Origin of the sequence: Shewanella spartinae (assembly GCF_019457555.1) — a bacterium.
Classification (GTDB): Bacteria; Pseudomonadota; Gammaproteobacteria; order Enterobacterales; family Shewanellaceae; genus Shewanella; species Shewanella loihica.
Genome location: NZ_CP080418.1, coordinates 3,739,319 through 3,765,756, shown reverse-complemented (window position 1 = coordinate 3,765,756; position 26,438 = coordinate 3,739,319). Strand labels below are relative to the sequence as shown.

At 57.4% G+C, this 26,438-nt stretch carries 22 protein-coding genes; 7 read left to right on the top strand and 15 right to left on the bottom strand.

Annotation, left to right across the window (positions count from 1 at the left end):
- Positions 1 to 67 precede the first annotated feature (67 nt).
- Together K0I31_RS16330 and K0I31_RS16325 are read left to right on the top strand one after the other, a co-directional pair.
- Entirely contained in the window at positions 68 to 1,009 is a 942-nt protein-coding gene (locus K0I31_RS16330; protein ID WP_220079063.1) for an ABC transporter ATP-binding protein, read from the top strand.
- An 8-nt stretch (positions 1,010 to 1,017) separates the two neighbouring features.
- The gene (locus K0I31_RS16325) at positions 1,018 to 1,794 is read left to right on the top strand and encodes an ABC transporter permease (protein WP_041406717.1); all 777 of its coding nucleotides are present in this window, start codon (positions 1,018 to 1,020) and stop codon (positions 1,792 to 1,794) included.
- An 89-nt stretch (positions 1,795 to 1,883) separates the two neighbouring features.
- Here the strand turns inward: K0I31_RS16325 and K0I31_RS16320 are convergent, their stop codons facing one another.
- The 5 genes from K0I31_RS16320 to K0I31_RS16300 form a co-directional block, all read right to left on the bottom strand.
- Positions 1,884 to 2,198 carry a DUF4144 domain-containing protein gene (locus K0I31_RS16320; RefSeq protein WP_220079062.1) on the bottom strand — a complete coding sequence of 105 codons (315 nt, stop codon included), beginning with the start codon at positions 2,196 to 2,198 and terminating at the stop codon, positions 1,884 to 1,886.
- Positions 2,195 to 2,611 (bottom strand): hypothetical protein, encoded by a 417-nt coding sequence (locus K0I31_RS16315; RefSeq protein ID WP_220079061.1) that lies wholly within the window; start codon positions 2,609 to 2,611, stop codon positions 2,195 to 2,197. The genes K0I31_RS16320 and K0I31_RS16315 overlap by 4 nt, the downstream gene beginning before the upstream one ends.
- 35 nt (positions 2,612 to 2,646) lie before the next feature.
- Positions 2,647 to 3,207, bottom strand: coding sequence for a DUF4124 domain-containing protein (locus K0I31_RS16310; RefSeq protein WP_220079060.1), 561 nt, complete (start codon positions 3,205 to 3,207; stop codon positions 2,647 to 2,649).
- A gap of 366 nt (positions 3,208 to 3,573) precedes the next feature.
- Entirely contained in the window at positions 3,574 to 6,378 is a 2,805-nt protein-coding gene (locus K0I31_RS16305; protein ID WP_220079059.1) for an FAD-binding and (Fe-S)-binding domain-containing protein, read from the bottom strand.
- Between the two features lie 67 nt (positions 6,379 to 6,445).
- A complete protein-coding gene (locus K0I31_RS16300) occupies positions 6,446 to 8,089 on the bottom strand; it encodes an L-lactate permease (RefSeq protein WP_220079058.1) in 1,644 nt (547 codons plus the stop codon).
- A 500-nt stretch (positions 8,090 to 8,589) separates the two neighbouring features.
- Here K0I31_RS16300 and K0I31_RS16295 point away from each other — a divergent pair, with 500 nt between their 5' ends.
- Entirely contained in the window at positions 8,590 to 8,811 is a 222-nt protein-coding gene (locus K0I31_RS16295; RefSeq protein WP_220079057.1) for a hypothetical protein, read from the top strand.
- Positions 8,812 to 8,939: 128 nt separating this feature from the next.
- Here K0I31_RS16295 and panC read toward each other — a convergent pair whose 3' ends face one another.
- From panC to sfsA, 7 genes are all read right to left on the bottom strand, one after another.
- Positions 8,940 to 9,788: a pantoate--beta-alanine ligase gene (gene panC / locus K0I31_RS16290; RefSeq protein WP_220079056.1), complete on the bottom strand. Its 849-nt coding sequence runs from the start codon at positions 9,786 to 9,788 to the stop codon at positions 8,940 to 8,942.
- Between the two features lie 17 nt (positions 9,789 to 9,805).
- Positions 9,806 to 10,600 carry a 3-methyl-2-oxobutanoate hydroxymethyltransferase gene (gene panB, locus K0I31_RS16285; protein ID WP_041510094.1) on the bottom strand — a complete coding sequence of 265 codons (795 nt, stop codon included), beginning with the start codon at positions 10,598 to 10,600 and terminating at the stop codon, positions 9,806 to 9,808.
- Positions 10,601 to 10,695: 95 nt separating this feature from the next.
- On the bottom strand, positions 10,696 to 11,184 hold the full coding sequence (gene folK / locus K0I31_RS16280) for a 2-amino-4-hydroxy-6-hydroxymethyldihydropteridine diphosphokinase (protein WP_144202083.1): 489 nt from the start codon (positions 11,182 to 11,184) through the stop codon (positions 10,696 to 10,698).
- Positions 11,184 to 12,626: a polynucleotide adenylyltransferase PcnB gene (pcnB, locus tag K0I31_RS16275; RefSeq protein ID WP_186300608.1), complete on the bottom strand. Its 1,443-nt coding sequence runs from the start codon at positions 12,624 to 12,626 to the stop codon at positions 11,184 to 11,186. Before pcnB ends, folK begins: the two co-directional genes overlap by 1 nt.
- A gap of 81 nt (positions 12,627 to 12,707) precedes the next feature.
- Entirely contained in the window at positions 12,708 to 13,589 is an 882-nt protein-coding gene (gene gluQRS / locus K0I31_RS16270; protein ID WP_220080879.1) for a tRNA glutamyl-Q(34) synthetase GluQRS, read from the bottom strand.
- A gap of 128 nt (positions 13,590 to 13,717) precedes the next feature.
- Positions 13,718 to 14,161, bottom strand: coding sequence for an RNA polymerase-binding protein DksA (dksA, locus tag K0I31_RS16265; RefSeq protein WP_011866925.1), 444 nt, complete (start codon positions 14,159 to 14,161; stop codon positions 13,718 to 13,720).
- A gap of 159 nt (positions 14,162 to 14,320) precedes the next feature.
- Positions 14,321 to 15,025, bottom strand: coding sequence for a DNA/RNA nuclease SfsA (gene sfsA / locus K0I31_RS16260; RefSeq protein ID WP_220079055.1), 705 nt, complete (start codon positions 15,023 to 15,025; stop codon positions 14,321 to 14,323).
- A gap of 351 nt (positions 15,026 to 15,376) precedes the next feature.
- Between sfsA and pepB the strand changes: the two genes are divergently transcribed.
- Complete coding sequence (gene pepB, locus K0I31_RS16255) at positions 15,377 to 16,654, top strand: aminopeptidase PepB (protein ID WP_220079054.1); 1,278 nt, start codon at positions 15,377 to 15,379, stop codon at positions 16,652 to 16,654.
- 42 nt (positions 16,655 to 16,696) lie between these two features.
- Here pepB and thpR read toward each other — a convergent pair whose 3' ends face one another.
- Positions 16,697 to 17,227: an RNA 2',3'-cyclic phosphodiesterase gene (gene thpR, locus K0I31_RS16250; RefSeq protein WP_220079053.1), complete on the bottom strand. Its 531-nt coding sequence runs from the start codon at positions 17,225 to 17,227 to the stop codon at positions 16,697 to 16,699.
- Between the two features lie 236 nt (positions 17,228 to 17,463).
- Here thpR and K0I31_RS16245 point away from each other — a divergent pair, with 236 nt between their 5' ends.
- From K0I31_RS16245 to mrcB, 3 genes are all read left to right on the top strand, one after another.
- The gene (locus K0I31_RS16245; RefSeq protein ID WP_220079052.1) at positions 17,464 to 19,659 is read left to right on the top strand and encodes a putative bifunctional diguanylate cyclase/phosphodiesterase; all 2,196 of its coding nucleotides are present in this window, start codon (positions 17,464 to 17,466) and stop codon (positions 19,657 to 19,659) included.
- Between the two features lie 102 nt (positions 19,660 to 19,761).
- Positions 19,762 to 22,284 carry an ATP-dependent helicase HrpB gene (gene hrpB, locus K0I31_RS16240; RefSeq protein WP_220079051.1) on the top strand — a complete coding sequence of 841 codons (2,523 nt, stop codon included), beginning with the start codon at positions 19,762 to 19,764 and terminating at the stop codon, positions 22,282 to 22,284.
- Positions 22,285 to 22,311: 27 nt separating this feature from the next.
- Positions 22,312 to 24,681 (top strand): penicillin-binding protein 1B, encoded by a 2,370-nt coding sequence (mrcB, locus tag K0I31_RS16235; RefSeq protein ID WP_220079050.1) that lies wholly within the window; start codon positions 22,312 to 22,314, stop codon positions 24,679 to 24,681.
- Positions 24,682 to 24,815: 134 nt separating this feature from the next.
- Here the strand turns inward: mrcB and K0I31_RS16230 are convergent, their stop codons facing one another.
- Positions 24,816 to 25,616, bottom strand: coding sequence for a PepSY-associated TM helix domain-containing protein (locus K0I31_RS16230; RefSeq protein WP_220079049.1), 801 nt, complete (start codon positions 25,614 to 25,616; stop codon positions 24,816 to 24,818).
- 168 nt (positions 25,617 to 25,784) lie between these two features.
- Positions 25,785 to 26,300, bottom strand: a complete 516-nt coding sequence (locus K0I31_RS16225) for an FMN-binding protein (RefSeq protein ID WP_220079048.1) — start codon at positions 26,298 to 26,300, stop codon at positions 25,785 to 25,787.
- Between the last annotated feature and the right edge of the window lie 138 nt (positions 26,301 to 26,438).

Below are 26,438 nucleotides of genomic sequence, written 5' to 3'. Positions count from 1 at the left end.
CGGGAGTTTTTGTTTTTTCATATCAATAGCAATACCAATTTCAAGATCAGGATAACGGAAGTCACTAATGACCAAAGAGCCATATGCTTTAGTTATCGACTCGCTCAGAAAAACCTACAAGGGCGGCGTCGAAGCGGTAAAAGGGATCAGCCTTAAGGTCGAGGCGGGGGATTTCTTTGCCCTGCTGGGCCCCAACGGCGCCGGCAAGTCCACCACGATCGGGGTGATCTGCTCCCTGGTGCAGAAGAGCTCCGGCAAGGTGAAGGTGTTCGAACACGATATCGACACTCAGCTGGAGCTGGCCAAGATGTCCATCGGCCTGGTGCCCCAGGAGTTTAACTTCAACCAGTTTGAGACAGTGCAGCAGATAGTGGTCAATCAGGCCGGCTATTTCGGCGTCTCTCGCGAAGTGGCCTTCGAGCGCGCCAAGAAATACTTGAGCCAGCTGGATCTGTGGGACAAGCGCAACAGCCCGTCACGAGCCCTCTCGGGTGGCATGAAGCGCCGTTTGATGATCGCCCGCGCCCTGATGCACGAGCCCAAGCTGCTTATTCTGGATGAGCCCACCGCCGGGGTGGATATCGAGCTCAGACGCTCCATGTGGACCTTCCTGACGGATCTTAACCGCCAGGGGGTGACCATCATCTTGACCACCCACTACCTGGAAGAGGCCGAGATGCTGTGCCGCAACATAGGCATCATCGACAAGGGCGAGCTGGTGGAGTGCACCAGCATGAAGTCCCTGCTCAGCCGCCTCAACATGGAGACCTTCGTGTTCGACCTCAAGGCCGACATCAGCGAGGCGCCGACCCTCGAGGGGATCAACTGCCGCCTGACCGATCCACACACATTAGAGGTGGATGTGGAGAAGGCCCATAGCATCAATAGCGTGTTCGCCCAGCTCACCGAGCAGGGGATAGAGGTGTTGTCTATGCGTAACAAGGCTAACCGATTGGAGGAGCTGTTTGTGGAGCTGGTGGAACAAGGCAAGCGAGGCAAAAAGGCATGAGCATGAGCATGAACATGAAGCACGTCTATTTTACCGCCTTTAAGAGCATATTGATCAAGGAGGTGACCCGCTTCACCCGTATCTGGGTGCAGACCCTGGTGCCGCCGGCGATCTCCATGACCCTCTATTTTCTGATCTTCGGTAACCTGGTGGGTAAGCGCATCGGCGAGATGGGCGGCGTGAGCTATATGGAGTTTATCGCCCCCGGCCTCATCATGATGTCGGTGATCACCGCCTCCTACTCCAACGTGGCATCATCCTTCTTCAGCGCCAAGTTCCAGCGTAACCTGGAGGAGCTGATCGTCGCGCCCGTGCCTCACTATGTGATGATCGCCGGTTACGTGGGCGGCGGCGTCGCCCGTGGCCTGTGTGTCGGCACCATAGTGACCCTGGTGGCCATGTTCTTCGTGGATATCAGCCTGCATCACGCCGGGCTGGTGGCCCTGACGGTGCTGTTGACCTCTATCCTGTTCGCCCTTGGAGGGCTTATCAACGCCGTATTTGCCAAGAGCTATGATGACATCAGCATAGTGCCCACCTTCGTGTTGACGCCGCTGACCTATCTGGGCGGCGTCTTCTACTCGCTCACCCTGCTGCCAAGCTTCTGGCAGGGGGTGTCGCAGCTGAACCCTGTGGTCTATATGATAAACGTGTTCCGCTACGGCTTCCTGGGGTATGCCGACATCAGTATCGGCCTGTCGGTGGCTATCATGGTCGGCTTCTGCGCCGGACTCTGGCTGGTGGCCTACTACCTGATCAGCCGTGGCATAGGCTTGAGAACCTAGTCGGTTCATGACAGACAAATCCAATTAAAAAGCCCCACATTGGTGGGGCTTTTTTATGGCTGTATTCTTTAATGCATGGCGTGCTTCGACTAGCTATCTTCCAAATAGCGCACCATCTCAAACAGCTGCGCTAGGTTGTCGGCGTCTATCTTGGCGCTGCAGAAGTGACCATTCTGGCAGGCATAATCGCTGACCCATAGCACTATCTGTGAAAGGACTATCTGCTGGCTTGAGGGGCGTAGATCGCCATCTTGGCATTGAAAGCAGATGCCTTGGCTGTCGATAAGGGTTAGGGACTCGGGCGCTAGGTGATCGCGCTCGGCGAGCCACTCTTCCTGGCTCTCTAACAGCATCAGCTGCTTGTCGCTGGCGACCTTGAGCAGTAATGGCCAGTGGGGAGTCATATCTGAGTCTGCTCGGGTGGCATCTCGACCTCGGGATGGTTTTGGTCACAGCCCAGGTGGAAGTAGGCGCCGGGCTTGTCCTCTATGCCGTGGGCCAAGCCGAAGGCGTAGCCTTTGACATAGATAAACAGATACAGCGCCGCGTCTTTGTCGTCGTCATAGGCCTTGAGGGTCTGGCGCAGCTCGCTGTTGACCTGCTCTTGGTCCACGGAAAAGCCCATGTCGATGGCGAGCTTGGCGCACAGCAGAGGGGCGATCACCTCGCTCTGGGTCGTCAGGTATTGGGCATGGTCGACGAAGCTGTCGACATTGAGATCGCGGGGCTCATCGGCGGGCGTGAAGAGGCTCTGGCGCATAAAAAATCCCAGCAGAAGCAGGCCGATAACGAGCAGGCTCAACTGGGTCTTGTTCATGGCGACCTCGCTATTGATGTTTTTGTGTTGTACGGCTAATGCTGTACGACTTGGGGGGCCCCTCTGTCGGGCTGCTCTTCCTGCCCTCTCAGTTCTTCCTGCTCGGGCGCCTGCGTGATGCGCAGCTTATGTTGCTGCAGCATGAGCATGGCGTCGTCGTTGAGCTTAATCAGGCCGTCGAAGTAGCGGTTCATCTCGTCGAGCTTGGCGAGAAACTCAGGGTCGTCCTTGGCCTGTTTCTGCCAGTAACGCTTGCGATCCAGCTTCTGTTTCTCGCTGGCCCTTAAGATCTCATAATAGCTGTTTTCCTGCTTGAGGCGGTAGATTTCGGCGTCAATCAGCTGTAACAGCTTCTCCTGGGAGAGGGTGCGCTTGTTGAGCAGCGCCTGCAAAGGGTCGACTTTCTCCTTGGGCTTGTCGCTGTCGGTTTCCGTGGTGATGCCGAGTTGGTATTGGATATGGTGCTGCTTAAACTCTTTCGGGCAGGAGGTCTGGCTGAACACCACCTTGTCGCCCTTGATGCACTTGTAAATGCTGCTGGCGTGGCTAAGGCCTGGAAGCAGCAGGAGTGCGATGGCTAAGAGCAGTTTTCCCATGGAGCGATAATTCCTCTATCTGCGTCGAGTCTAGGCGGCATTGTAAGCTGAGCGGTCGCCGCGACGACTCATGTCCCTTTCTCTTGTGTAACGAATCTTTAGCTAACTTTATGTCGTTTTACTTCATTTTGGCGTCCATACGGCAAGCTTAGGTCACTAACTTATTGGGGATTAAGCTCAGTATGGTCAGCTAATACTATGGCGCAACTCTTGGAATAACACCAGTATTTTGCATGACTTAGGTAGTATGACTTAGGGGATTTTTGCTCGGGTGTGGCAAGGGTAGAGATAAAAAACCGCGATGTGAGCTGATGTCACACCGCGGAGTTTGCTTGGGTGGGGTTATCTAAACCTTAAATCGGTTGCCTAGCGGCTGCATTCTTCCAGCAGATAGGCCAGGTGGCGATAGGAGATGCCGCTGTGCTGGGTCAGACCCACTTCACACATGCGGTTGGCGTAGTAGCCCTCCTTGATGTCCACTGGGATCAGCTTCTTGATGTTGCGCAGGGCGCTGGCGTTGATCTCAGGCTTATACAAGCCCTTCTCGCCGGCGTAACCACAACACTCGATCCCCTCTGGCAGCTTAACGCCGTTACTACAAGCATCGGCCAGCGCCTGCATCTTAGGCTCAAGCTTCATCTTGCGGGCGCTACAGCCGAGGTGCAGTGCCACGTTGACCTTCTTGGTAAAGGTCAGCTTAGGCAAGATCTTGTCGTGCATGAACTCGACCAGATCGGTAATTTCCACCTTAGGGTTGCCTGTCAGGGTACGGTAGGTACAGGAGAGTGCATCCACCACCACAGGCACCTTGCCGTTCTCGCTGAGGGCGCTCAGGGCGTCGATCAACTCGTCGCGTTTGGCATCGGCGTTCTTGAAGTCACCCTTAGATTCCCACATCTGGCCGCAGCACAGGTGACGGGTGTTGTCTGGGGTGACCACGTTGTAACCGGCGCGCTCCAGTAGGGTGACTACTACCTCTGGCAGGGTGCGGTTGTCGGGATCTTTCGGCGTCGGGCCGAAGGTGCGACCACCACAGGCCGGGAAGTAGACCACAGTCTCCTTGTCTGGCGAGGCTGGGCTTGGCTTAGGCAGCTTGCCGCCCTTGGCGAAATCTGGGTTCCAGTAAGGCACCTCTTTGGACACCATGCGGCCCACCTTCATCAGGCCGTTGGTGACGCTGTCGCCCGTGACCTTGTGGATGATGTTGAGCACGTCGAAACCTGTGCTGATCACCTGGTTGACGGCGCCGAAGTGTTTGGCCTGGAAGTCCAGTACCTTCTGCTCGGTCGTGGTGATGTATGGGGTTCTCAGCTTACGCACCAGCTGACCCATGCTGTTGTCTACCGGACAGGCGATGGTACACAGCTGACAGGCGGCGCAGGTGTCGACCACGTCATACTTGGCGGCGGCGCGCATCTCTTCGGCGGCTTGCTTGTCGCCAGAGGCTTCCAGGCGGGCGATTTCACGCAGAGTCGCGATACGCTGACGCGGAGTGAAGTTAAGCGCCGAGGTCGGACAGGTCTTCTCACAGAAGCCACACTCGATACATCTGTCCACAAAGTCGTCGACCACAGGGCATGGCTTGATGTTCTTGACGTGCACCTTGGCGTCGTCGTTGAGGATAACGCCAGGGTTGAGCAGGCCTTGGGGATCGAAGATCTGCTTGATGCGCTTCATCAGGGTGTAGGCATCGGCGCCCCATTCCATCTCGACGAATGGTGCTACCGCGCGGCCTGTGCCGTGCTCGGCCTTCATGGAGCCGTCATACTTGTTAATTACCATCTCGGCCACGTCTTGCATGAAGCCGTGGAAGCGGTCGATATCTTCTTGTGAGGCGAAGGTCGGCGTGATGATGAAGTGGAAGTTACCCGCCAGCGCGTGGCCGTAGATCACCCCTTCAGGGTAGCCATGCTTGTGGAACAGGGCGGTCAGATCTGTGGCCGCATTGGCCAGGTGTTCCAGTTCGAAGGCCACGTCTTCGATGATCACCGATGTGCCCTTCGGACGCTCGCCGCCAATGATAGGGAAGAGGCCAGAGCGCATCGCCCAGTACTTGCTGTAGACCTCAGGGTCACGGCTGAAGCTGATAGGACGTTCGGTTTCGATATGGGCCAGCTTGGCGATCACATCCTGGGTGTATGCATCCAGGGTTGCCTCGTCGTTCGCACGGGATTCGATAAGCAGGATGGCGGCGCCTTCTGGCAGCTCGCTCAGCCAATCTGGCATCCCCTTCTTGCCGGTGACCGCCTTGATCGACGCCCAGTCTAGCAGCTCGGCGGCTGCGACGCTGTCGCATTTAATTGGCGGAATGGCGCGGGCCGCATCTTCCATGTTGAAGAATACCGCCATGGCCGAGGCCTTGAACTTGGCCTCATCGACCGTGTTGTAGGTGACCTCTTCGACGAAGGCCAGGGTGCCCTCGGCGCCGACGATCAGGTGGTTGATCAGCTCGAACGGATCCTCGAAGTCCACCAGGGCGTTAATGCTGTAGCCTGTGGTGTTCTTGATGGAGTATTTTTTGCGAATGCGATCGGCCAGTACCGGGTTGCTGGCGGTGAGCTTGGCGAGATCGGTCAGCTCGCTAAGCAGCTGCTGGTGAGACTCGCGAAACGCTTCTTTTGAGCGCTCACAGCCTGTGTTCAGACGGGTACCGTCGGCGAAGAGTAGCTTGGCCGAGGCGATGGTCTGGTAGCTGTTCTGGGCCGTGCCGCAGCACATTCCCGAGGCGTTGTTAGAGACGATACCGCCTACCATGGCCGAGGCCAGGGTGGCCGGATCCGGGCCAATCTTCTTGTTGAATGGCTTAAGCGCCAGGTTGGCGTCGCCACCGATAACGGCCGCGCCAAGTGAGATCTGGTTGTGATCCTCGCTGACGGCGATCTTTCTGAAGCCGTCGTGACCTAGGATCAACAAGATACCTTCGCCGATGGCCTGGCCTGAGAGGCTGGTGCCGGCGGCGCGGAAGGTCACTGGAGCATTGTGCTGGCGCGCGACTTCGAGTGTGTCACGGGCATCTTCCAGGGTCTCGGCGTGTACCACCACCTCTGGTACGATACGGAAATAACTGGCGTCGGTGGACCAGGCGAAACGACGCACTGCATCGTCTGAGACGGCTTCATCACCGAGTTTGGCGCGTAAATCTGCGACTACTGCTGAATAATTAATCGACATAACATTACTCTTTAATTCGACCCACAGAAAGGCGGGTTCATCACGTCCGCCTTTCTCGAGTTATCTGTTATAGACCGCCCCACAGGGTAGCGATAGTACCTGCAATCAAGGCATAACCCAGAGCGACGGGCATGGTTTTACGGATAATTTCTGATTCACGGCCAGCCATACCCACCACGGTAGCGGCGGCGACCACGTTCATGACACACATCATGTTACCTGCGTTGGCACCAATGCCTTGTAGGGCCAGGACTAACGCGTGGTTCATGCCGATGTTGTCGGCCACGCTGTACTGCAGGCCAGAGAACATCATGTTAGAGAAGGTGGCTGAGCCCGATAGGAAGGCACCGAAGATACCCACAATCGGTGACATCCAGGCCCAGATGGCGCCCATAGAGCCGGCGAGCATGTCGGCCAAGGCAACCGGCATAGACTGCAGGCCCGCCTCGTTGGTGCCAGAGTTAAGGAAGATCTTCACCATAGGCACAGAGGCGCCCAGGGAGATGATGGTCGGCAGCATAGACTTGCAAGAGACGGTGATCGACTCCTTGATCGCTGGCGATTTCATCTTAAACAGCACGAAGCCCAGGATACAAACCAGCACGAAGAAGGCGCCAGGCGCGTACAGGGTCGCAAACCCGGCTTTCAGCTCAGTGCCCAGCAGGTTAGTCCAGCTGATGTTGAAGCTGGTGAGCCAGGCCTTGAGTGGCGCCACGGTGCGAGACAGTACCAGCAGGCCTGCCATGATGATGTAAGGGGTCCAGGCGGCAACCTGAGAGAACTGCGCCTTGGTTTCTACCTTAGCCTGAGTCTGGTTGTCGTTTTCTGAGAAATCGTTCCAAGGAGTCTTAGGCAGTAGCAAGCCTTTGCGTGCCACTGGAATCACCAGTGCCATACCAACCAGCGAACCGATAACCGATGGGAACTCTGGACCTGCGAAGTAGTTGATAAGCCAGGCCGGTACGGTAAAGGCCAAGCCGGCGAACAGGGCAAATTTCCAGATCGCCAGACCCTCTTTGAACGACTTGTTGCGGCCGAAGAAGCCTGTGAGTACAGAGACGAGAACCAGCGGGATCAGGGTACCTGTCACCAGATCGATAGTGATCATGTGCAGGGCGATAAATTGGGCATAGTCGGCGAAGCTGGTGCCGTGCTGGGCGATCTGGTCGGCGGCCATGCTCACACCGCCTTGCATCAGACCTTGCTCCATACCGAACAGAACTGGCAGACCGATGGCGCCGAAGGAGACGCTGGTAGAGTCGGCGATTAGGGCAACCACGGCGGCGGCAACAGGCGGCACACCTAGCAGCACCAGCAGCGGCGCGCCGATGGCGGCTGGGGTACCGAAACCGGCAGAGCCTTCGATAAATGAACCAAATAACCAACAGATGATAATCACCTGCACGCGGGCATCACCACTGATGTTGGTAAAGCCGGCGCGGATGGTGTCCATGGCACCCGAGTACTTCAGGGTGTTTAATAGGAACACGGCACCGAAGATGATGCTCAGTGGGGTCAGGGCCGAGAGTAGGCCTTCGACCACGGAGGCACCTAAGATAGTGGTATCCATCTGCCAGATAAAGACGGCGGCAAGACCTGTCATTACCATAGAGATGGGCATGGCGCGAGATGCGGGCATCTTGAGTAGCACCAAAAATAGCATAACGCTGATTACAGGCGTCAAACTGGCGAGTAGTTGAAGTAGGGTCATGATTGCCTCTTACTGTCGTTACTTGGTTATTTTTAGTTGTTGTCGATGCTGACTCGTCCGATGCAGCATCCTGTGTTGTCGGAAGCTATTCCCAAATGGAATCGTTTCATCCTTGATGCGTAATAAACGCTAATTCACCAAATGCAAATATGATCTAGATCATTATGTGCTGATTATGTGAGATGGGGTTAGATGGGTGTGAACTTTGTCTGACCAGTTAAACCTAAAGTGTGATCTCTATCACTGGTCGGAGCGGGCCGTTATAACTATTTGAAAGAAATATGACGATTTTTAGCTAGAAATGGGATTTTACTAAGAGTAATTACTCTAATTAGGTCTCAAAAGTGGAAATATCTGATCGGATAATTTCAGTTTAGAATCTAATCAGTTAGCGATGGAAAATTGCCCTTGGTGATCCAGATCACCTTGTTGAGCGCCTGTAGGAGCTCGCTATTTTTGGTAAATAGGTATTACCAATTAATTTCAGTAGGTTAGCCAGAATGCATGCCAATTCGTTTGAAATGCATGTAAATGAAATGCAGGTGATCTGGATCCAGGTCACTTTATTGGCTTTCGCTCAAATAAGTAATTTTATTTCTGAAACTCGCGGCATTTTCGACCGATTGGCCGATCAGAATTGGTGCATGACCAAGGACTTAGATGCTCAAGCTGACCTCATCTTGAGTTGTTTTGGGGCAGTTTTGGGAGAAAGAATTGAGTAAAAAGTGAGCCTAAAATGAAAAATCGCTTCCCAGGCATTGGGCCTGAGAAGCGAAATTAGAGGCTAAGGACGCGCTAAGTTTAAGAGCCTTCTAGGCTTAAGGACGCCCTAAATTCGGACGTGCAGGGCTTATGCGCGTTCGAAACTCAGGTTGTCGATCAGGCGGGTGCTGCCCATAAAGGCGGCGGCCAGGATCACCAGCTGTTTATCGCTATCCTGGGCTTCACGCAGATCGGCGGCGTTGCGCACCGACAGATAATCTGGCTTAAATCCAGCCTGGTGCAACTGTTCCTGAGCGCGCTGCACTACATTAGGGATCGCTTGACCCTGGGCGATCGCCTCGGCCATCTCATCTAGGGTACGCTTGAGCTGAGCCGCTTGCTGCTTCTGCGCTTCGCTCAGGTAGCCGTTGCGTGAACTCATGGCCAGGCCAGAGCTCTCACGTATGGTGTCGACGCCGACGATTTCGATTGGCAGAGACAGATCTTCCACCATGGCCTTGATCACCATCAGCTGCTGAAAATCTTTCTTGCCGAACAGAGCCACATCCGGCTGTACGATATTGAACAGCTTGCAGACTATGGTAGTGACGCCGCGAAAGTGTCCAGGACGGCTGGCGCCGCAGAGCTCTTCCGACAGGCCTGGCACCTCGACAAAGGTCTGCTTATCCATCCCCTTGGGATAGATGATGGCTGGTGTCGGGGTGAATAGCAGTTCGGCACCGGCGGCCTCCAAGGCGGCCTGATCGGCGGCCAGGGTGCGTGGGTAGGCGTCTAGATCTTCGTTCTGCCCAAATTGCATTGGGTTAACGAAGATGGAGACCACCACGTGATCGGCACGTTTCAGCGCCTCGGTGACCAGGGTGATATGACCCTGGTGCAGATTGCCCATGGTGGGCACGAATGCCACTGTCTCGCCGGCCTGTTTCCACTGGCGCACCTGGGCGCGGATGGCGGCGATATCTTGGGTGGTGTACATGTTACAGCAACCTTACTTTAGCTAAATGTATGCTCGGCGGCGGGGAAGACGCCAGTGTCGACCTCTTCGATATAAGCGCGGATGGCGCTGCGGATCTCGCCGGTCTGGGCTAGGTAGTTCTTCGAGAAGCGCGGAATATAGCCGCTGGAGATCCCCAGCACGTCGTGCATCACCAGGATCTGACCGTCGGTGTCTGCGCCTGCGCCGATACCGATAACAGGAATGGTCAGGGCCTCCGTGATGCTCTTCGCCAGCGCGGCCGGGATACACTCGACCACTAACAGCTGGGCACCTGCGGCCTCGATCGCCTTGGCCTCATCTATGATGCGCTGAGCGTTGTCGGCGTCACGGCCTTGTACCTTGAAGCCGCCGAAGACATGCACAGATTGCGGGGTGAGCCCCAGGTGAGCACACACGGGAATGCCGCGCTCGGTCAGCTTAGTGACGGTTTCCAGCAGCCAGTGACCGCCTTCGAGTTTCACCATGTTGGCACCGGCCTGCATCAGGGCGGTGGCATTGGTCATCGCCTGTTCTGGAGTGGCGTAGCTCATGAAAGGCATGTCGGCGATCAGCAGTGAACGCTTGATGCCACGGCGAACGCAGCGCGTATGGTAGGCGATATCTTCGACTGTGACCGGCAGGGTGTCGTCGTGTCCTTGCAATACCATGCCTAACGAGTCGCCCACCAATAGGACGTCGATCCCTTCGCTGTCGAAGGCGCCCGCAAAGCTGGCATCATAGGCGGTGAGTGCAGTGAACTTCTTACCTTCCTGCTTGAATTTCAGCAGGGTAGAGCTGGTTATCTTAGACATAATGCTGGTCTTAACTTTGATTTAAAAAAGAGTTCTGCTTGGGCTGTAGTGTGCTTTAGCAGTAGTGTGCTTTATAAGCTAACTGGGGCTTAAGTTCAATGATCCGGGCCGAGTTGTTGAACTTGTCTCTTAAGTTCCTCGGTGATCAGTGAAGTCAGCTTGGTGCCGCAGGGGAGAATGAGATCTGGGGCCAGATCCAATAGGGGCAGCAACACGAAGCTGCGGGTCTTCATGCCGTAGTGCGGCACCTGAAGACGCGGGATATCCAGTTGCCAGTCGCCATAGAGGAGCAGGTCCAGATCTAAGGTTCTGGCGCCCCAGCGTACCTCGCGCACCCGACCCTGTTCGTTCTCGATCGCCTGCAGGGCATCGAGTAGCGCCAGTGGGGCTAGGGTGGTGGTAAAGCGCGCCACGGCATTGAGGTAGTCGGGCTGCGGCACATCACCCATGGGGGCGCTCTGGTAATAGGGGGAGACGCTTAGTTGTCCGTCGCTTGCCAAGGCCTTCAGTGCCTGACAGGCCTGATCTAGTTGGGCTTTTGGGGACGCGAGATTAGCCCCCAGTGCGACATAGACGGTGTTCATTATTCGGCTTTAGGTGTCTTCTTCGGGCTGCGACGACGGCGATTGTTGCGGCTGCGGCTACCCTTGTTGGTGCTGCGGGCGATGACGCTGCGCTGCTCTTCGCTACCTTCGACGAAGCTCTTCCACCAGGCGGCCGTCTTGGCCAGGTTACCACCTTCGGCTTCGGCCCTTAGCAGTAGCAGGTCATAGGCGGCGCGGAACTTAGGATGCTCGATGAACTTGAAGGCACGTGTGCCCTGGTTGCGTTCGAACCTTAGTTGCAGCTGCCAGATATCCTTGGCCGGAGTGCTAAAGCGACGGGGAATGCTGATGGTGCGGCATTGCTGTTCCATCACATCGCCCATGGCGGCGTAGAAGGCGTCATATTGGCTCAGGCCACTCTCCAGGGCGATATCATCGGCGCGCTGGCTGAGGGGGTACCAGAGCATGGCGGCGTAGAAGAAGGCCGGGGTGACCGACTTGTCTTGTTCAACTCGCTCGTCTGTGTTGCGCATGATCGCCTTGACCATCTTGTGGCTCGGTCCCTTAGGGTCTTCCTCCAGCAGGTTATCCACCAGGGGAAAGAGAGGGGCGAACAGGCCAAAGTCACGCATCATGACGTAGTTGTTCTGGGCCTGACCGGCGAAGAAGAGCTTGAGTACCTCTTCATACATACGGGCGGCTGGAATATCTTTTAGCAGGGGCGCCAGCTCGGGGATCGGCTGCGCCGCGGCTTTGTCTATGTTCATTCCCAGCTTAGTGGCGAAGCGTACGGCGCGCAGCATGCGCACGGGATCTTCGCGGTAGCGTTTCTGCGGGTCGCCGATCAGACGCAGGGTGCGAGACTCGAGATCCTGCAGGCCGCCACCATAGCTGTGGATGGAGAAGTCGCTGATATCATAGTAGAGGGCGTTGACCGTGAAGTCGCGGCGCTCGGCGTCTTCATCTATAGTGCCGTAGACGTTGTCGCGCAGCAGGCGACCCTCGGCGTTGACCTTAGAGATCTTCTCGCCGCTGTCTACATGATGGCCCCTCAGGGTGGCGACTTCGATGACATCGCGGCCGAAGACGATATGGGCCAGACGGAATCTGCGCCCTACCAGGCGGCAGTTACGAAATAGCTTCTTGATCTCTTCCGGCGTGGCATTGGTGACCACGTCGAAATCCTTGGGCTCGAGTCCTAGGAGGATGTCGCGCACGCCGCCGCCCACCAAATAGGCTTTAAAGCCAGATTTGTGCAGACGATAGAGTACCTTAATAGCGTTTTCGCTAATGTGCTGGCGAGAGATTGCATGATGTTTACGTGCAACTATCTCTAGGCTTAGTCCCGCTGGTGTGGTTTCTGTGGTGTTTTGATTGTCTTCAAAAAGCTGCTTACAGAATTGACTAATACGGCGAAAAATAGGACACCTCGAACTTGGATCTTGAGTCAGGGTTAAAATTAGGCCGCTATCATAACTCAATTATGGGTCAAAGAGTATACCCGGACTCTGCTTGCCTGGCCGGGTTTCGTGACGGCGGCTAGGTTTATGCTTATACGGTGCTTAAGCGCCCGGCGTAAGTATGATCTCCTGCTGGCGCGGGATATGGCTCAATTCAAACTGGCTCACGGCCTGGGCTAGCATGATCTCGACACTATCTGGTTCGCAGGGGGCTTGGCCCAGGAAGGCGAGCGCGGCGTTGATGCTGGCCTGGGGCGCATTAAGATCTATGGCCGGGGCGTGATTCTGCTTCGAGAGTTTCATGCCAGGCTCGGCGCAGGCCAGCGGCAGATGAAGCCACTTAGGCGCGTTGTCACCGAATAAATTAAACAGGGTCGCCTGGCGGGCACTGGAGGTGAGCAGGTCGGCGCCGCGCACTACCTCAGTTATCCCCTGAAAGGCATCGTCCATCACCACCGCCAATTGATAGGCGTAGAGGCCGTCGCGGCGCTTGATGATAAAGTCCTCGGCGGCAAACTCTGGCTCGACCTGGATAGGGCCCAGCAGCTCGTCATCGAAATGATCTATCGCAAGCGTGTTACGGATGCGAATAGCGCCTGCTGTATGTTTAGCTGTGCGGGTCGCGCAGCGGCCATCGTAGGTGCCGCCCATCGCCTGGATCTGCTTGCGGGTACATTGGCAGTAATAGGCCTTGTCCTGTGCAAGCAGGCTGTCGAGCCGCGCCTGATACTCATCCAGACGGCTGCTCTGGTAGAGCACGGCGCCGTCCCAATGCAGGCCGTAGGCCTCCAGGGTCTTGAGGATGAGTGTGCTGGCACCTTTTACCTCTCTGGGGGGATCGATATCTTCGATGCGCACCAGCCATTTTCCCTGCTCGGCGCGGGCGCGCAGATAGCTGCCCAGCGCGGCGATGAGCGAGCCAAAGTGCAGCGGCCCGGAGGGCGATGGCGCGAAACGGCCGACATAGGGCTTGTCGATTTGCATTGGGTTATTGGGGGAGAGGGAGGGGTCTGCTTGGGGGATCACGGCAAAACCTTTGTTCACACTTTCTATGTCGCTCATCGGGGCGACTGGATACAAAAAAGCGGGGCTAAGCCCCGCTTCTCGCCAGCTTAACCGGCCATCTGTTTCTCTTTGATCTCGGCGAGCGTCTTACAGTCGATACAGAGATCGGCCGTTGGACGGGCTTCGAGACGGCGGATACCGATTTCGATACCGCATGAATCACAGAAACCGAAATCGTCGTCTTCGATCTTCTGCAATGTCTTTTCAATCTTCTTGATTAGCTTACGCTCTCTGTCACGGGCGCGTAGTTCAAGACTGAACTCCTCTTCCTGAGCCGCACGGTCGACAGGGTCTGGGAAGTTAGCCGCTTCATCTTGCATATGATTCAGGGTGCGATCCACTTCTTCACGGAGCTGACTACGCCAAGCATCGAGAATCTTTTTGAAGTGACCCAGTTGAGCGGTATTCATATATTCCTCACCCGGTTTTTCCTGGTAAGGATCTACACCTGCGATAGCGAGCACGCCAAGTTTTTTAGTGCCTTCAGGCATAACGCATCTCCTGTTAATCATTTGCGTTGTAGGGCGTCTTTTATTAAAGGCCGATATCTATATCAGAATCTGATATACCACGCAAATTTTTTAAGCTGCCATGAGTTTATCTTTTGACTATGTCCTCTATTACGCATTAATTCAACTTTTACCGTCTATTTACAACTTGACAGGGCAGGATTTAATCAGCTTGGCGGCGCTTGGGGAGAGTTCGCAGCTGTAGGCAAGAATTTCCACCCCGGCCTGGTGTGCCTGAGTCAGCAATTCGGCGTACTCAGGGTCGATATGGCGGGCCGCTGCCACAGTGGTTATCCCAGTATGTTGCACCACAAATAAAAGCACCGCCCTGTGACCCTGTTTGACCATCTCCATCAGTTCGCGCAGATGTTTCTGGCCTCGTGTAGTCACCGCATCGGGGAAGTATCCTTGGCCCTGCTCTAATAAGGTACAACTTTTGACTTCTATATAGCAGGCGGGTTTATCCTCGCTCTCGAGCAGCAGATCGATACGGCTGTTCTCGCTGCCATATTTAACTTCCCGGCGCAGGCTGTCGTAACCGGTCAGCTCGCTTATCACCCCAGCCTCTATCGCTTCGGCCGCCAGGGCGTTGGCCCTTCCCGTGTTGATCCCTATGATGTGGCCCTCATCCGAGGCCGCCTGCTCCCAGGTATGGGCATACTTGCGCTTGGGATTATCTGAGGTAGAGAACCAGACCCGCTCGCCGGGAAACAGGCAGTTGCGCATCGAGCCCGTGTTGGGACAGTGGATGGTGATTTCCGAGCCGTCATCTAGCAGTACGTCGGCGAGGAAGCGCTTGTAGCGTCTGAGTAACTTTCCCTGTTCGAATGGGGGGGTAAAAATCATCTTGTCGGCCTTGTTGTTCTACTTATATTCATGCGAGGGTTTTGCGCCTCAGGGTTTTAGCGCCTTAGGTTTGTGCGGCTGAGCCTGCGATCACACCCTGAACGGCTTTCTTGAGTCACCTGCTTGTTGAGCGCCCATCTAGAGCGAAAAGATTCTACCTTATTGGGCGGTGCGCTGTCGCGGCGACCTGAAGCAGCGACTGTAGTCTTCTCCTACCATGCTCCTTCCTTAGGGATAGTTAGGGATAAGCGTGAGGGGGTTAGATAAAGCAGGGTGATTGGCGTTATACTTGGCTGCATTATTAGGCAGGCCCTAAGGCCTCGCCACTCTCTGTACTGACAAGGAACAATTATGAGCGACGTGATGAAGATTTATCTGACCGAGGACGCCCCTGCGGCCCATTGGGGCAGCGCAGATGTGACCTTTACGGCGGGCCAGGCCAATATCCATCTGCAGGCGGGCGATCAGCTACGCCAGGTACAGCAGGCGGCGCGTAAGCTACGCGGTCAGGGGATCAACGAGGTGGCGCTCGAGGGCGCTCTCTGGGATCTTCACACTCAGTGGGCCTTCGCCCAGGGGTTCGCCACCGCCAAGCAGATTGGCAAGATCGCCTGGACTGGCGACGATGCCGTCAAGAAGGTGCTGGACGACAGACGCGACAGCGCGGCCTTCGCCAGACAGTTGATCAACGAAACCCCTGAAAACCTCGCCCCAGTGACCCTGGCTAACCAGGCGGCCCAGTGGTTGACGAAAGTAGGCGGCGACAAGGTGAGCTACCGCATCGTAGAAGGTGAAGCCCTGCTGGAAGAGAAGTGGATCGGCATTCACTCTGTCGGTCGTGGCAGCGAGCGTCCACCTGCGCTGCTGGAGCTGGACTATAACCCGCTGGGCGAAGACGCCCCTGTGTCGGCGGCCCTGGTGGGTAAAGGGATCACCTTCGACTCCGGCGGTTACAGCATCAAGGCTTCCGAAGGCATGCTGGGGATGAAGTGCGATATGGGCGGCGCGGCGACCGTGACCGCAGCCCTGGGTCTGGCGATCAAGTCTGGCCTGAACAAGCGCATCAAGCTGTTCCTCTGCTGCGCCGAGAACCTGATCAGCGGCCGCGCCTATAAGCTGGGGGATATCCTCACCTATAAGAATGGTGTCTCGGTCGAGGTGGTCAATACCGATGCCGAGGGACGTTTGGTGCTGGCCGATGGTCTGCAGGCCGCCTGTGAAACCGGCGCGCCTCTGGTGATCGACGCCGCGACCCTGACCGGCGCCGCCGTGATGGCTGTGGGCACCTCTTACAACGCCATCTTCTCGCCGAGCCGTGAGCTGATCAGCCGCACTCAGGAGAAGGCATCGGCCGTGGCCGAGCAGGTATGGCCGCTGCCACTTGAGCCTTGGCACAAAGAGATGTGCCCATCTGCCTATGCCGATACCGCCAACAGCCGTCCGGTTAAAGGCGGCGGCGCGGGCGGCGCTTCAAATGCCGCCGGTTTCCTCTGGCGTTTCGTGTCTGACGACACCCAGTGGCTGCATATGGATCTCGCCTCGGCCTTCGCCGATACGGCTAACGGCCTGTGGGCCGCCGGGGCAACCGCCCACGGCGTGTTGACCATCGCCGAGCTGCTGCAGGACTAAGCTGTAGTGAATGAGAAAAACGCGCCAATTGGCGCGTTTTTTTTATGCTTTTGGGGCCGTGAGCGGCCAGGAGGCCAATACCTTATATTGCACCCCCTGCTCGCTACTCTGAGAGTGATATAGATGCAGGGCATGGCCGCTGAGGGTGAGGGAAGGCGCCTTGAGTTCGGGTAGCACCTTGGCCTTACGCATCAGGGTGATATGGGGCGTGAAGCTGTGCTCGCTGGTGTGTAACCCGAGCTGCTGGGCCAGCCCTTGGCATAAATCGAACAGGCTGATGAGCCGGGGATCCCGCGCCGCGCCCTTGAGGCAGATAATTTTTGGCTCAACCCAATGCTCCAGGGTGTTGAGTGTCACTTCAAATGCCGGCAGACGACGTTGGTGGGCGAGCCGGGCGAGGGACTCGCTCAGGGCCTCCTGCTGGGCCTCGCTGCACTGACCGAGAAAGGCCAGCGTCATGTGCAGATTGTCTCTGGGGACTAGGCGTCCCTCACCGTCTAAGCTCGCCTGTAACTGGGTCAGTTGCTCCAGCTGCGCCGCATCGGGGGCGATGGCGAGAAAGAGTCGTTTCATTGGCTATCCCCTGGTTGCCGAAAAAGGTTAAAGTGTGTTACAAAAATGCAACGAGTTGAGCTTTCTACAGGCTTGATTTTAAAGCGACTTATTTCGCTAATGTCGTCGAAAAAGTGAAATATAACCTATAGTCACTCTCAGCTAGCTTTTACAACTTAATCCATAGGGTAATCCTATGATTTCTGACTATAATCAGTGTTTGTATCAGATTAGCCAATCTAAGGACTAGATAGTATATGTCATCCGATACGCAACAGGGATCCCAATCGCTCGAGCAGACGCTCGCTTTTTTATGCGAACACGATCTGGAAGAGGAGCTGCAACTTATCCTGCAGCAACTTGCCGCCAGCAATCAGTGTGACGGCCTGTTTCTGTTACGTATCGGCAAGGGCCGTCTGCCGGTGCAGATCGAAGCCATGTACCAGTCCGATGCCTCTATCTTCAGCAAGCGCGACGCCGAGATGCTGCTCAGCCGGGTGGCCAACAACCGTCATCTACACTCCTATACCTCACTGCGCGAACCTGCCATCGTCGAAGATGTAGCTTCCGTTATCGACGACGAGGACAGCCGTCTGCGTCTGAATCAGGCCAAGATCCGCAGTGTCCTGCTGCTGCCCGTGGGCGGAGAGAGGCACTATATCTTCGGCGCCTATCGCTACGACTGTGACGGCATATGGCCAGAGGCGATTCGTCATAATCTGCTGCTGGCCGGCAGCCTGCTGGGCCTGGCTCAGGAGGTGGCGCGCCAGCGCTTAAATGCCAAGAGTAACGAGCTGGTCTGTATCGAGCATCTCTATCGCCTGCCCATCCCCTGCGTGCATATCGGCGTCGATGACAGGGTGATACGTTACAACCAGAGCGCCGCCGAGAGTCTGCATGTGGAGACGCTACAGAAGGTGGAGACCCTGGTACCCAAGCGGGAGCAGAAACGCCTGCTGGACACCATGGCGCTGGTGCGAGATCAGGTGCTGGAGCAATCCAGTTGTGAGTTGCCACTGAAATACGCCCCCGATGATGCCCTGGCCAAGGTAACTTTCCTCTGCCTGTCCGGCGAAGACGGCCCCATCCTCATGCTGGTGGAGCCAGTGGGCGAGCAGGTTCAGGAGGGCGAGGCGCACAGCGTTTCGCTCAATTTCGACCCGCTCACCGGACTGCCCAATCGCGCCTACTTTGAGGCCCTATATGATCTGGCCAACCCCTGCGAGTGCGAGCGCTCTACCTTCGTGGGGTTCATCAACCTGGACAGATTCCAGGTGGTCAATAATGTCAGCGGCCACAGGGCCGGCGATCAACTCTTGTGTCAGCTCGCCGCCCGCCTGAGTCAGCTGGTGCGCAAGGAAGATGTGATCGCCCGCCTCAGTGGTGACGAGTTTGGCATACTAATGCCCAATATCGATGTGCAGATCGCCGAGCAGGTGGCCGAGCGTATCTGTCAGGCCATGGCCAACCATGAATTTAGCTGGGAGGGGCGCAGCCATAGCGTGAGCGTCTCCATGGGGCTGGCCCGCTGCGAGAGCGAGGTCGACTCTGTCTCGGATCTCTTGCGCCGCGCCAGCGCCGCCTGTCGTCTCGCCAAGGAGAAGGGCGGTAACGCCTGGTACTTCTATAGCACCCAGGATCCTGTGGTGGAGAAGCTCAATACCGAGATGAGCGCCTCGGTGGATATCGTCGGCGCCCTGGCCAACGACAGGTTCGAGCTCTTCTACCAGCCCATAGAGCCGCTGTGCGCCAGTGACGACGGCTTGCATCTGGAGATCTTGCTGCGCATGCGCTCCACCGAGGGCGAGCTGATTCCCCCCGGAATCTTCCTGCCCGCCGCCGAGCGCTTTAACCTGGCGGCCAAGCTGGATCGCTGGGTGATCGACAAGCTGCTGCGCTGGGGCAGTGAAAACCTGGCGCTGTGGCAGTCGCTTTCTATGGTGTCGGTAAACCTGTCGGCCCTCTCTATCAGCGATAGTGAGTTTATCAACTGGCTGGAGATGCGCCTGCTTGGCGAACCCGAGCTGGTGAGTAAGCTCTGCTTCGAGATCACCGAGACGGCGGCGGTGAGCCAGCTGGATCATGCCACCGGGCTGATCAACACTGTGAAGCCCCTGGGCTGTAAGCTGGCGCTGGATGATTTCGGCTCTGGCTTCTCAAGCTTTGCCTACCTTAAGCTGCTGGACGTCGATTATGTGAAGATCGATGGCCAGTTTATTCAACACCTGTGCGAGGATCGCGCCGATCAGGCGATCGTCGCCGCCATCTGCCAGCTGGGCCGCGAACTGGCGTTCGAGATAGTGGCCGAGTTTGTCGAGTCGGTCGAGGTGGCAAAACACCTGCAGAAATTGGGCGTCGAATTCGGTCAGGGTTATGGCATCGCGCGTCCCGAGCCGCTCACTTCATTGACCTCGGGCGAAGGCCTGCACTGGTATCGGGTACTGGAAGGTTAAGAGATATTAACCTGGGACGAGCCCCCAGCGGGGACTCGTCTGTTTAGCTTTGCCCTCATCTTTAGTAAACTGTCGCCAGTTTTTGTCGATTGAACACGCCCTTTGAACCAAGTAGCTACTCAAGAATTTAATCAAGTCCCGATCCAGACACTCCTGCCCGAGATCCAACGGACGCTGGCGGAAAATACCCAGCTAATCTTGCAGGCGCCAACCGGCGCGGGCAAGTCGACCGCGCTGCCCCTGGCCATGCTCGACTGGCCTGAGATTGAGGGTAAGATCTTGATGCTGGAGCCCAGACGCATCGCGGCGCGCAGCGTGGCGCACTTTATTGCGGCCAGGCGTGGCGAGCCCGTGGGCCAGTCGGTGGGCTTTAGGGTGCGCGGCGAGTCGAGCGTGAGCGCCAAGACTCGCCTCGAGGTGGTGACCGAAGGGGTATTAACCCGGATGATCCAGCAAGACCCTGAATTATCTGGCTACGGCTTGATCATCTTCGATGAGATCCATGAGCGCCACCTCACCACAGATCTCGGCCTAGCTCTGGCGCTGGAGGTACAGGCCTCGTTTCGTGAGGATCTTAAGATACTCGCCATGTCGGCGACCCTGGACGGGCTGCCGTTACAGACCCTGATGCCTGAAGCGGCCAGCCTGGTGAGCGAGGGGCGCAGCTTCCCGGTGAGCCTGAGTTACCGTCCCAGCGCAGCCCATCAGGATTGGCTGCTGCATATGGCCAAGGTGATCGTCGAAGCTGTGACCGAGCATCAAGAGGGCTCATTGCTGGCCTTCTTGCCCGGCCAGCGAGAAATCGGAAGGTTACAGACGCTATTAAGCGAGCGGCTCGACTCTAAACTGTTTTTGATTACCCCCCTCTATGGCGCCCTGCCGCCGGCGCAGCAAGACAGCGCCATCGCGCCGCCACCGCCTGGGATGCGTAAGCTGGTGCTCGCCACTAATGTGGCCGAGTCGAGTCTGACCATCCAAGATATCCGCCTGGTGGTGGATGCCGGCTATAAGCGTCAGGCCAGCTTCAATCCTAAGACGGCGGTGAGTCGCTTGTCGCTCAAACGGATCAGCCAGTCGTCGGCCGCCCAGCGCAGTGGCCGCGCCGGTCGTCTAAGTGAGGGCCACTGTATCCGCCTCTGGCCGCAGCAGGAGCATGAGCGCCTGCTCAAGGCTGATGAGCCTGAGATCCTCCATGGGGACTTAACCAATGCAGCCCTAGATGCCGCTTTTTGGGGCGTGAATGCCCTCGATGCGCTGCCACTGATCTCGCCCCCCTCCGAGGCTAACGAGACGGTAGCCTGGGAGCTGCTGCAAGCCTTGGCGCTGGTGGAGGGCGACAGGCGCATCACGCCCCATGGCCGCGCCGCCTATCGGCTTGGTTGTCATCCGCGTCTGGCCCACATGCTGCTGGCCGCCAAAGATATGGATGGCATTGATGCTCCTTATTATCTGCCCCTTGCCGCCGTGCTGGCGGCGCTGCTGGAATCGCGCGCCCTGGCAAGACGCGGCGCCGATATCAGCCGTTATCTGAGCGATGCCAGGGGCGGCGAAGTCGCCAAGCTGGCGCAGCAATATCTGGCCAGGATGAATGCCGGTCGAGGCAATCAGATAGCCAAGGTCATCGGCGAGAGTCGCGACCAGGATATCGCCACCCTGCTGGCGCTGGCCTTTCCCGATCGCATCGCCAAGGCCCGTGGCGCCAAGGGGTATCAGCTTGCCTGCGGCGCAGGTGTTGCCCTCAATGATGACGATGCCTTGCAGGGCGAGCCCTGGCTGGTGGTCGCCGATTTTCAGGAGAGTGAAGGCCAGAGCAGCGGCCGTATTCTGCTGGCGGCCAAGCTGGATGCCGCGCTGTTCGAGGGCCCGCTGGCCAGTCAGGTGAAGTCGGTTGTTGAGACCGGTTGGGATGAGGAGAAGGCGCGTTTTTACGGGTTAACTCAGCGGCGCATCGGCGCTATCATATTGGGTGAACGCCCGCTGGCGACCTTGGATGAAGAGACGATCAAGCAGGCCATCTATCAGCTTATCCGCACCAAGGGGCTCTCCCTGCTGGGATTTGATGATAAGGTGGAACAGCTTCGCCTGCGCGTTGCCCTGGCGAGTAAGCTCGCTCTTGCAGGCGATTGGCCGGATCTGAGTGATCAGGCCTTGCTCGCGACGCTGCCTGAGTGGCTCGGCCCCTATCTTGACGGGGTGCGCCGCCTGACCCTGCTCAAGGGACTGGATTTCTATACCTTGCTCCACAACCAGATGGAGTGGGGACAACAACAGATATTAAACGAGGCGCTGCCGAGCCATTGGCCCATGAAGACGGGCACTCGGGCGGCGATACGATATGAGATGTCGGGGCGGGCGCTGCTGAGCGTGCGTTTGCAGGAGGCGCTGGGCATGGCCGAGAGCCCCAGGCTGGCCCAGGGGCAACTTGTGGTGACCATGGAGCTGCTGTCGCCGGCGATGCGACCGCTGGCGCTGACCGCCGATCTGGCCAACTTCTGGGCCGGGCCCTATGTCGAGGTGAAGAAAGAGATGAAGGGACGCTACCCTAAGCATCTGTGGCCGGACGATCCCGCCAACACCTTGCCGACCAAATTAACCAAGAAAAAGATGTCAGCTAAGGGGCTTTAGCCCCTTTGCTGTTTGACTGGAAACACGATGACGAATAAAGAGACGCCAACACCACGCAGACCGCGCAAGTCGACTAATAGTAAGGCGGGCAATAGCCAAACGCCTAAGCGTAAGTCGGCAAGCAAGAGTGCCGCGACAGCGAGGCCGGGTTGGGGCCGCAGGATCTGGTCTTTGAGCTGGAAGCTCGGCCTTATCCTGTTTGCTGCCATGACCATCTATAGCATCTACCTGGATCAGATTATCGCCCGCAAGTTTGAGGGGCAGAAGTGGCACCTGCCGGCGCAGGTATTTAGCCGCTCCATGGCCCTCTATCCCGGCGCGGCCGTGAGCCACGATCAGCTGATCGCCGAGCTTAAGCTGCTGGGTTATCGCAAGGTGGCCAATCCCCGTCAGGTGGGTGAGTTTTCCGCCTCCAGGACCAAGGTGGATCTCTGGCGCCGTCCCTTCCTCCATCCGCAGGGATCCCAGGAAGCCCAGCGGGTGATGATCACCTTCGACAGCCAGGGGGTTGCCTCGGTGGCGCGAAGCAGCGACCATCGCGAGCTGGCGGTGTTCCACCTCGAGCCAGTGCTGCTGGATCGCATGATCACCGGCGATGGTGAAGACAGGCTGTTCGTGGCCACAGACAAGATCCCTAAGGCGATCGTCGATGCGCTGATTTTGGTGGAAGACAGGAGCTTCTATGAGCATCACGGCGTTAATCCCTTTGCCATCATACGCGCCGCCATGGTCAACATCAGCGCCGGGCGCACCGTGCAAGGTGGCTCGACCCTGACCCAGCAGCTGGCGAAAAACTTCTTCCTCTCTAGTGAGCGCTCTATCATACGTAAGCTCAGGGAAGCCCTGATGGCGATCATTATCGATTTTCGCTACGACAAGGATGAGATACTCGAGGCCTACCTTAACGAGGTCTATATGGGTCAGGACAAGTCCCGCGCCGTGCACGGCATGGGGCTGGCGTCTCAGTTCTATTTCGGCAGACCGATCGCCGAGCTGACCCTGCCGCAGCAGGCCTTTCTGGTGGCGGCGATCAAGGGGCCTTCCTACTACAACCCCTGGCGTTTCCCCGAGCGGGCTCAGGAGCGTCGGGATCTGGTGCTGCGCCTCTTGATGGAGTCGGGCCAGCTGCCGGTGGCACAGTACAAGGCGGCGGTCGAATCCCCCCTTGGGGTGCGCAAGGCGAGCAAGCCTGTGCATCAGAAACTGCCGGCCTTCTTCGCCGTGGTGCGCGGTGAGCTGTCGCGTCGCTTCGGCGACAGCCTGCTTCAGCAGTCGGGCATCAAGGTCTACACCACCTTAGATCCCCTAGCCCAGGAGGCGGCGGAGCAGGCGGTGCGCTCGACCATGAAAAACCTGGAACAGCGTGACAAGGCGCTGCAGGTGGGCATGGTGGTCACCGACAAGTACTCGGCGGGTATCGCCGCCATGGTGGGCGACAAGGTGCCAAGCTATCAGGGCTTTAACCGCGCGGTGGAGATCCGTCGTCCTATCGGCTCGCTTATCAAGCCATTCGTCTACGCTACGGCGCTGACCCACGGCGACAAGTACACCCTGGCGACGCCGCTGAAGGATGAGCCGATCACCCTGACCAACTCCCAGGGCAAGACCTGGTCGCCACAGAACGTCAACAAACAGTTTTCCGGCGAGGTGCCGCTGATGACCGCCTTTAAGAAGTCGATGAACGTGCCGACGGTGAACCTCGGCATGGCGATAGGCACAGACGCGGTGGCGACCACCCTGGCCAAGTCGGGCTGGGACGAGACCATCCCAGAGTATCCATCCATGTTGCTGGGGGCCGTCAATGGCTCACCGCTGATGGTGGCGCAGGTGTATCAGACCCTGGCAGATAATGGCCGCTACCGTCAGCTGAGTGCTGTGACCCATGTGCTGGACGCCGACAATCAGCCGCTGTCGGCCAGTCAGCGCGGCGCGGATCAGGCTATATCTGTGGCCAGCGACTTCCTGGTGCAACACGCCATGACTCAGGTGGTGCAGTCGGGCACGGCGACTAAGCTGGGCCAGGCCTTCCCGGGCGTGACCCTGGCGGGTAAGACGGGTACCAGTAACGATTCCCGCGACTCCTGGTTTGCCGGGTTCGATGAGCGAAACGTTGCCGCCGTCTGGGTGGGGCTGGACGATAACGGCAAGACTAGTCTCTATGGCAGCAGCGGCGCCATGGCCGTCTACCAGGCCTTCCTCAAGCAGCGCGCGCCTATCAGCCTGAGACGCACGCCGGTCAATGGCGTGGTGTCTGGCTATTTCGATGCCAAGACGGGTGTCGCCAAGCAGGGCAACTGCGGCAATGTGGTGGCGGTTCCTGCCCTGGCTGAGAGCTATCACCCGGCGAAGAACTGCGGCGAGCCACTCTCCTGGTGGCAGAAGCTAATGGGCGGTTAAGGTCGATTACGCTTTAGCTCCTCAATAAAAAAGCTCACCTTAGGTGAGCTTTTTTATTTGCAAGAGGCGGTTGTTTTTTTAAGGACTGGCGTTAGCCGCCTTATCCTATCTACTGCCTTATACCTTTTGTTGCTTTATGCCTTGCGCTTGCGTGGCTTAGCCTGCTGCCACAGATAGAGGCCAGAGATCGCCATGAAGATGAGACAGAGCGCCACCAGGTCCATCATCAGCGAGCCGGGCAGGCCGACGATACGGCCGCTGTGCAGGTCTAGCAGCACACGCTCCCAACTGAGGTGCATGGCACGGGCCTTGAGTGACAAATTCTTACCTAGCGCCTCACTCTCGGCATCTGTAAGCGGGGTCTGCCAGTCGAGAGCCACCAGAGGTTTTGCTTCCTGCCACTCGATGAGATCGCTATCGCTAAGATAACTGCCCGACGCCGTATTCAGCCAGAGCTGCCCAGCGTCACCCGTGGGGAGCAGCGCCAGGGCGCGCAGGTCTTGGGGCAGGCCGGTGGCGCGGCTCTGCTGCTCGAGCAGGGCGCCTTGTTGATCCAGCAGGTAGAGGTGCTGGGCGTCGATGGCGACATAGTGCTCGCCATAGGCGAGGGCGCCAAGCAGTGGCCCTTGGGCTTCCAGGACCGGCTTGTCCTTTAGCCAGAGCAGGTTATCGCTGGTGGCCAGTAGCGGCTCGCTGGCATAGATGGCGATCTGGCCTGGGGCCTTGATGCCATAGTGATCCAGCAGCCAGCCCTGATGCACGTGAGTGGTATCTAGCTTGAAGTCGTTGCTGTGGTTGATCAAGACGCCGCTGACGGCAACCATGACCACCAGGAGGGCGCTGGCGATCCCTAGGCGTCTGTGCCAGGGACGGAAGATCTTGGCGAGTTTCTGCCACAGGGGTTTACGATGGGGATGGCGGGGCTTATTGGTCATCTATGGCGTTCTTTATTCTGACTATTTATCTGGCGCGCGGCCGCAAGCAGACTCATGGATGCCCGGCGCTGACAGCCTGTTGGATACGAAAAGAGCAGGGCTCGCCTGCTCGCTGGCCATCATATAACAGCCATAGGGATAACACCAACTAAGCAGCTCGATGAGAGCTTAGTGGTTGACCTTGTCGTCCAGGTAGAGGGCGATGCGTGACAGCTTGGTGAGGGCACGTACCGACAGGGTGGCGCCTGTGATGCCGTCTATCTTGCGATCCAGCTGGTGATCTTCGGTGAGCCTGGCCTGCTTAAACTGGTCGGTGAAGAATTCGTGACGCACCTCGTCGCCGCGGCTCTCACGATAGACCAGTACCTTGGTCTGTACTATGGCCTTGTCTTTGACATGGATGCCGACCGTGATGGGGGATTCCTTGCCTATCTCTTCGAGGATCCAGACGGTCTCGCCTTGCTGTTGCCAGTAGCGCAGGCGCATCTTATTGAATTTGTGGGCCAGGATCTCCTCGATCGCCTGCTTATCGCTATCCTCTAGCCAGTAGACCTTGGCCTTGGGCATAGGGGCAGCAAAGGCCTGGCTGATAAAGTCTTCGTTGCTTTGATAGACGCTGGCGGCCTGCACGCAGAAGGCGGTGAAGAGTGAGGCAAGTAGGAGCTTAACAGAGAGAGCTTTCATCGATTGACCCGGTAGCAAGAGTGGATGAGGCCTGTGGGATAATCCGTTGTTTTCACTGATTCCTTTTACTATGGCTAAGGTACCTCGGGAAGTACCTTAGCCATAGGCAGTGCTCAAAGGGAGCGTTGAGCACTGCGA

Coding starts and splice junctions, on each gene's coding strand:
- gluQRS (WP_220080879.1), bottom strand. CDS start 13,589: ATGCAAATCGACAAGCCCTATGTCGGCCGTTTCGCGCCATCGCCCTCC.
- K0I31_RS16230 (WP_220079049.1), bottom strand. CDS start 25,616: ATGACCAATAAGCCCCGCCATCCCCATCGTAAACCCCTGTGGCAGAAA.
- panB (WP_041510094.1), bottom strand. CDS start 10,600: ATGTCTAAGATAACCAGCTCTACCCTGCTGAAATTCAAGCAGGAAGGT.
- K0I31_RS16300 (WP_220079058.1), bottom strand. CDS start 8,089: ATGACCCTACTTCAACTACTCGCCAGTTTGACGCCTGTAATCAGCGTT.
- K0I31_RS16225 (WP_220079048.1), bottom strand. CDS start 26,300: ATGAAAGCTCTCTCTGTTAAGCTCCTACTTGCCTCACTCTTCACCGCC.
- K0I31_RS16315 (WP_220079061.1), bottom strand. CDS start 2,611: ATGAACAAGACCCAGTTGAGCCTGCTCGTTATCGGCCTGCTTCTGCTG.
- K0I31_RS16305 (WP_220079059.1), bottom strand. CDS start 6,378: ATGTCGATTAATTATTCAGCAGTAGTCGCAGATTTACGCGCCAAACTC.
- K0I31_RS16325 (WP_041406717.1), top strand. CDS start 1,018: ATGAACATGAAGCACGTCTATTTTACCGCCTTTAAGAGCATATTGATC.
- sfsA (WP_220079055.1), bottom strand. CDS start 15,025: ATGATTTTTACCCCCCCATTCGAACAGGGAAAGTTACTCAGACGCTAC.
- K0I31_RS16320 (WP_220079062.1), bottom strand. CDS start 2,198: ATGACTCCCCACTGGCCATTACTGCTCAAGGTCGCCAGCGACAAGCAG.
- dksA (WP_011866925.1), bottom strand. CDS start 14,161: ATGCCTGAAGGCACTAAAAAACTTGGCGTGCTCGCTATCGCAGGTGTA.
- K0I31_RS16295 (WP_220079057.1), top strand. CDS start 8,590: ATGCATGCCAATTCGTTTGAAATGCATGTAAATGAAATGCAGGTGATC.
- thpR (WP_220079053.1), bottom strand. CDS start 17,227: ATGAAACGACTCTTTCTCGCCATCGCCCCCGATGCGGCGCAGCTGGAG.
- panC (WP_220079056.1), bottom strand. CDS start 9,788: ATGTACACCACCCAAGATATCGCCGCCATCCGCGCCCAGGTGCGCCAG.
- K0I31_RS16330 (WP_220079063.1), top strand. CDS start 68: ATGACCAAAGAGCCATATGCTTTAGTTATCGACTCGCTCAGAAAAACC.
- K0I31_RS16310 (WP_220079060.1), bottom strand. CDS start 3,207: ATGGGAAAACTGCTCTTAGCCATCGCACTCCTGCTGCTTCCAGGCCTT.
- K0I31_RS16245 (WP_220079052.1), top strand. CDS start 17,464: ATGTCATCCGATACGCAACAGGGATCCCAATCGCTCGAGCAGACGCTC.
- mrcB (WP_220079050.1), top strand. CDS start 22,312: ATGACGAATAAAGAGACGCCAACACCACGCAGACCGCGCAAGTCGACT.
- folK (WP_144202083.1), bottom strand. CDS start 11,184: ATGAACACCGTCTATGTCGCACTGGGGGCTAATCTCGCGTCCCCAAAA.
- pepB (WP_220079054.1), top strand. CDS start 15,377: ATGAGCGACGTGATGAAGATTTATCTGACCGAGGACGCCCCTGCGGCC.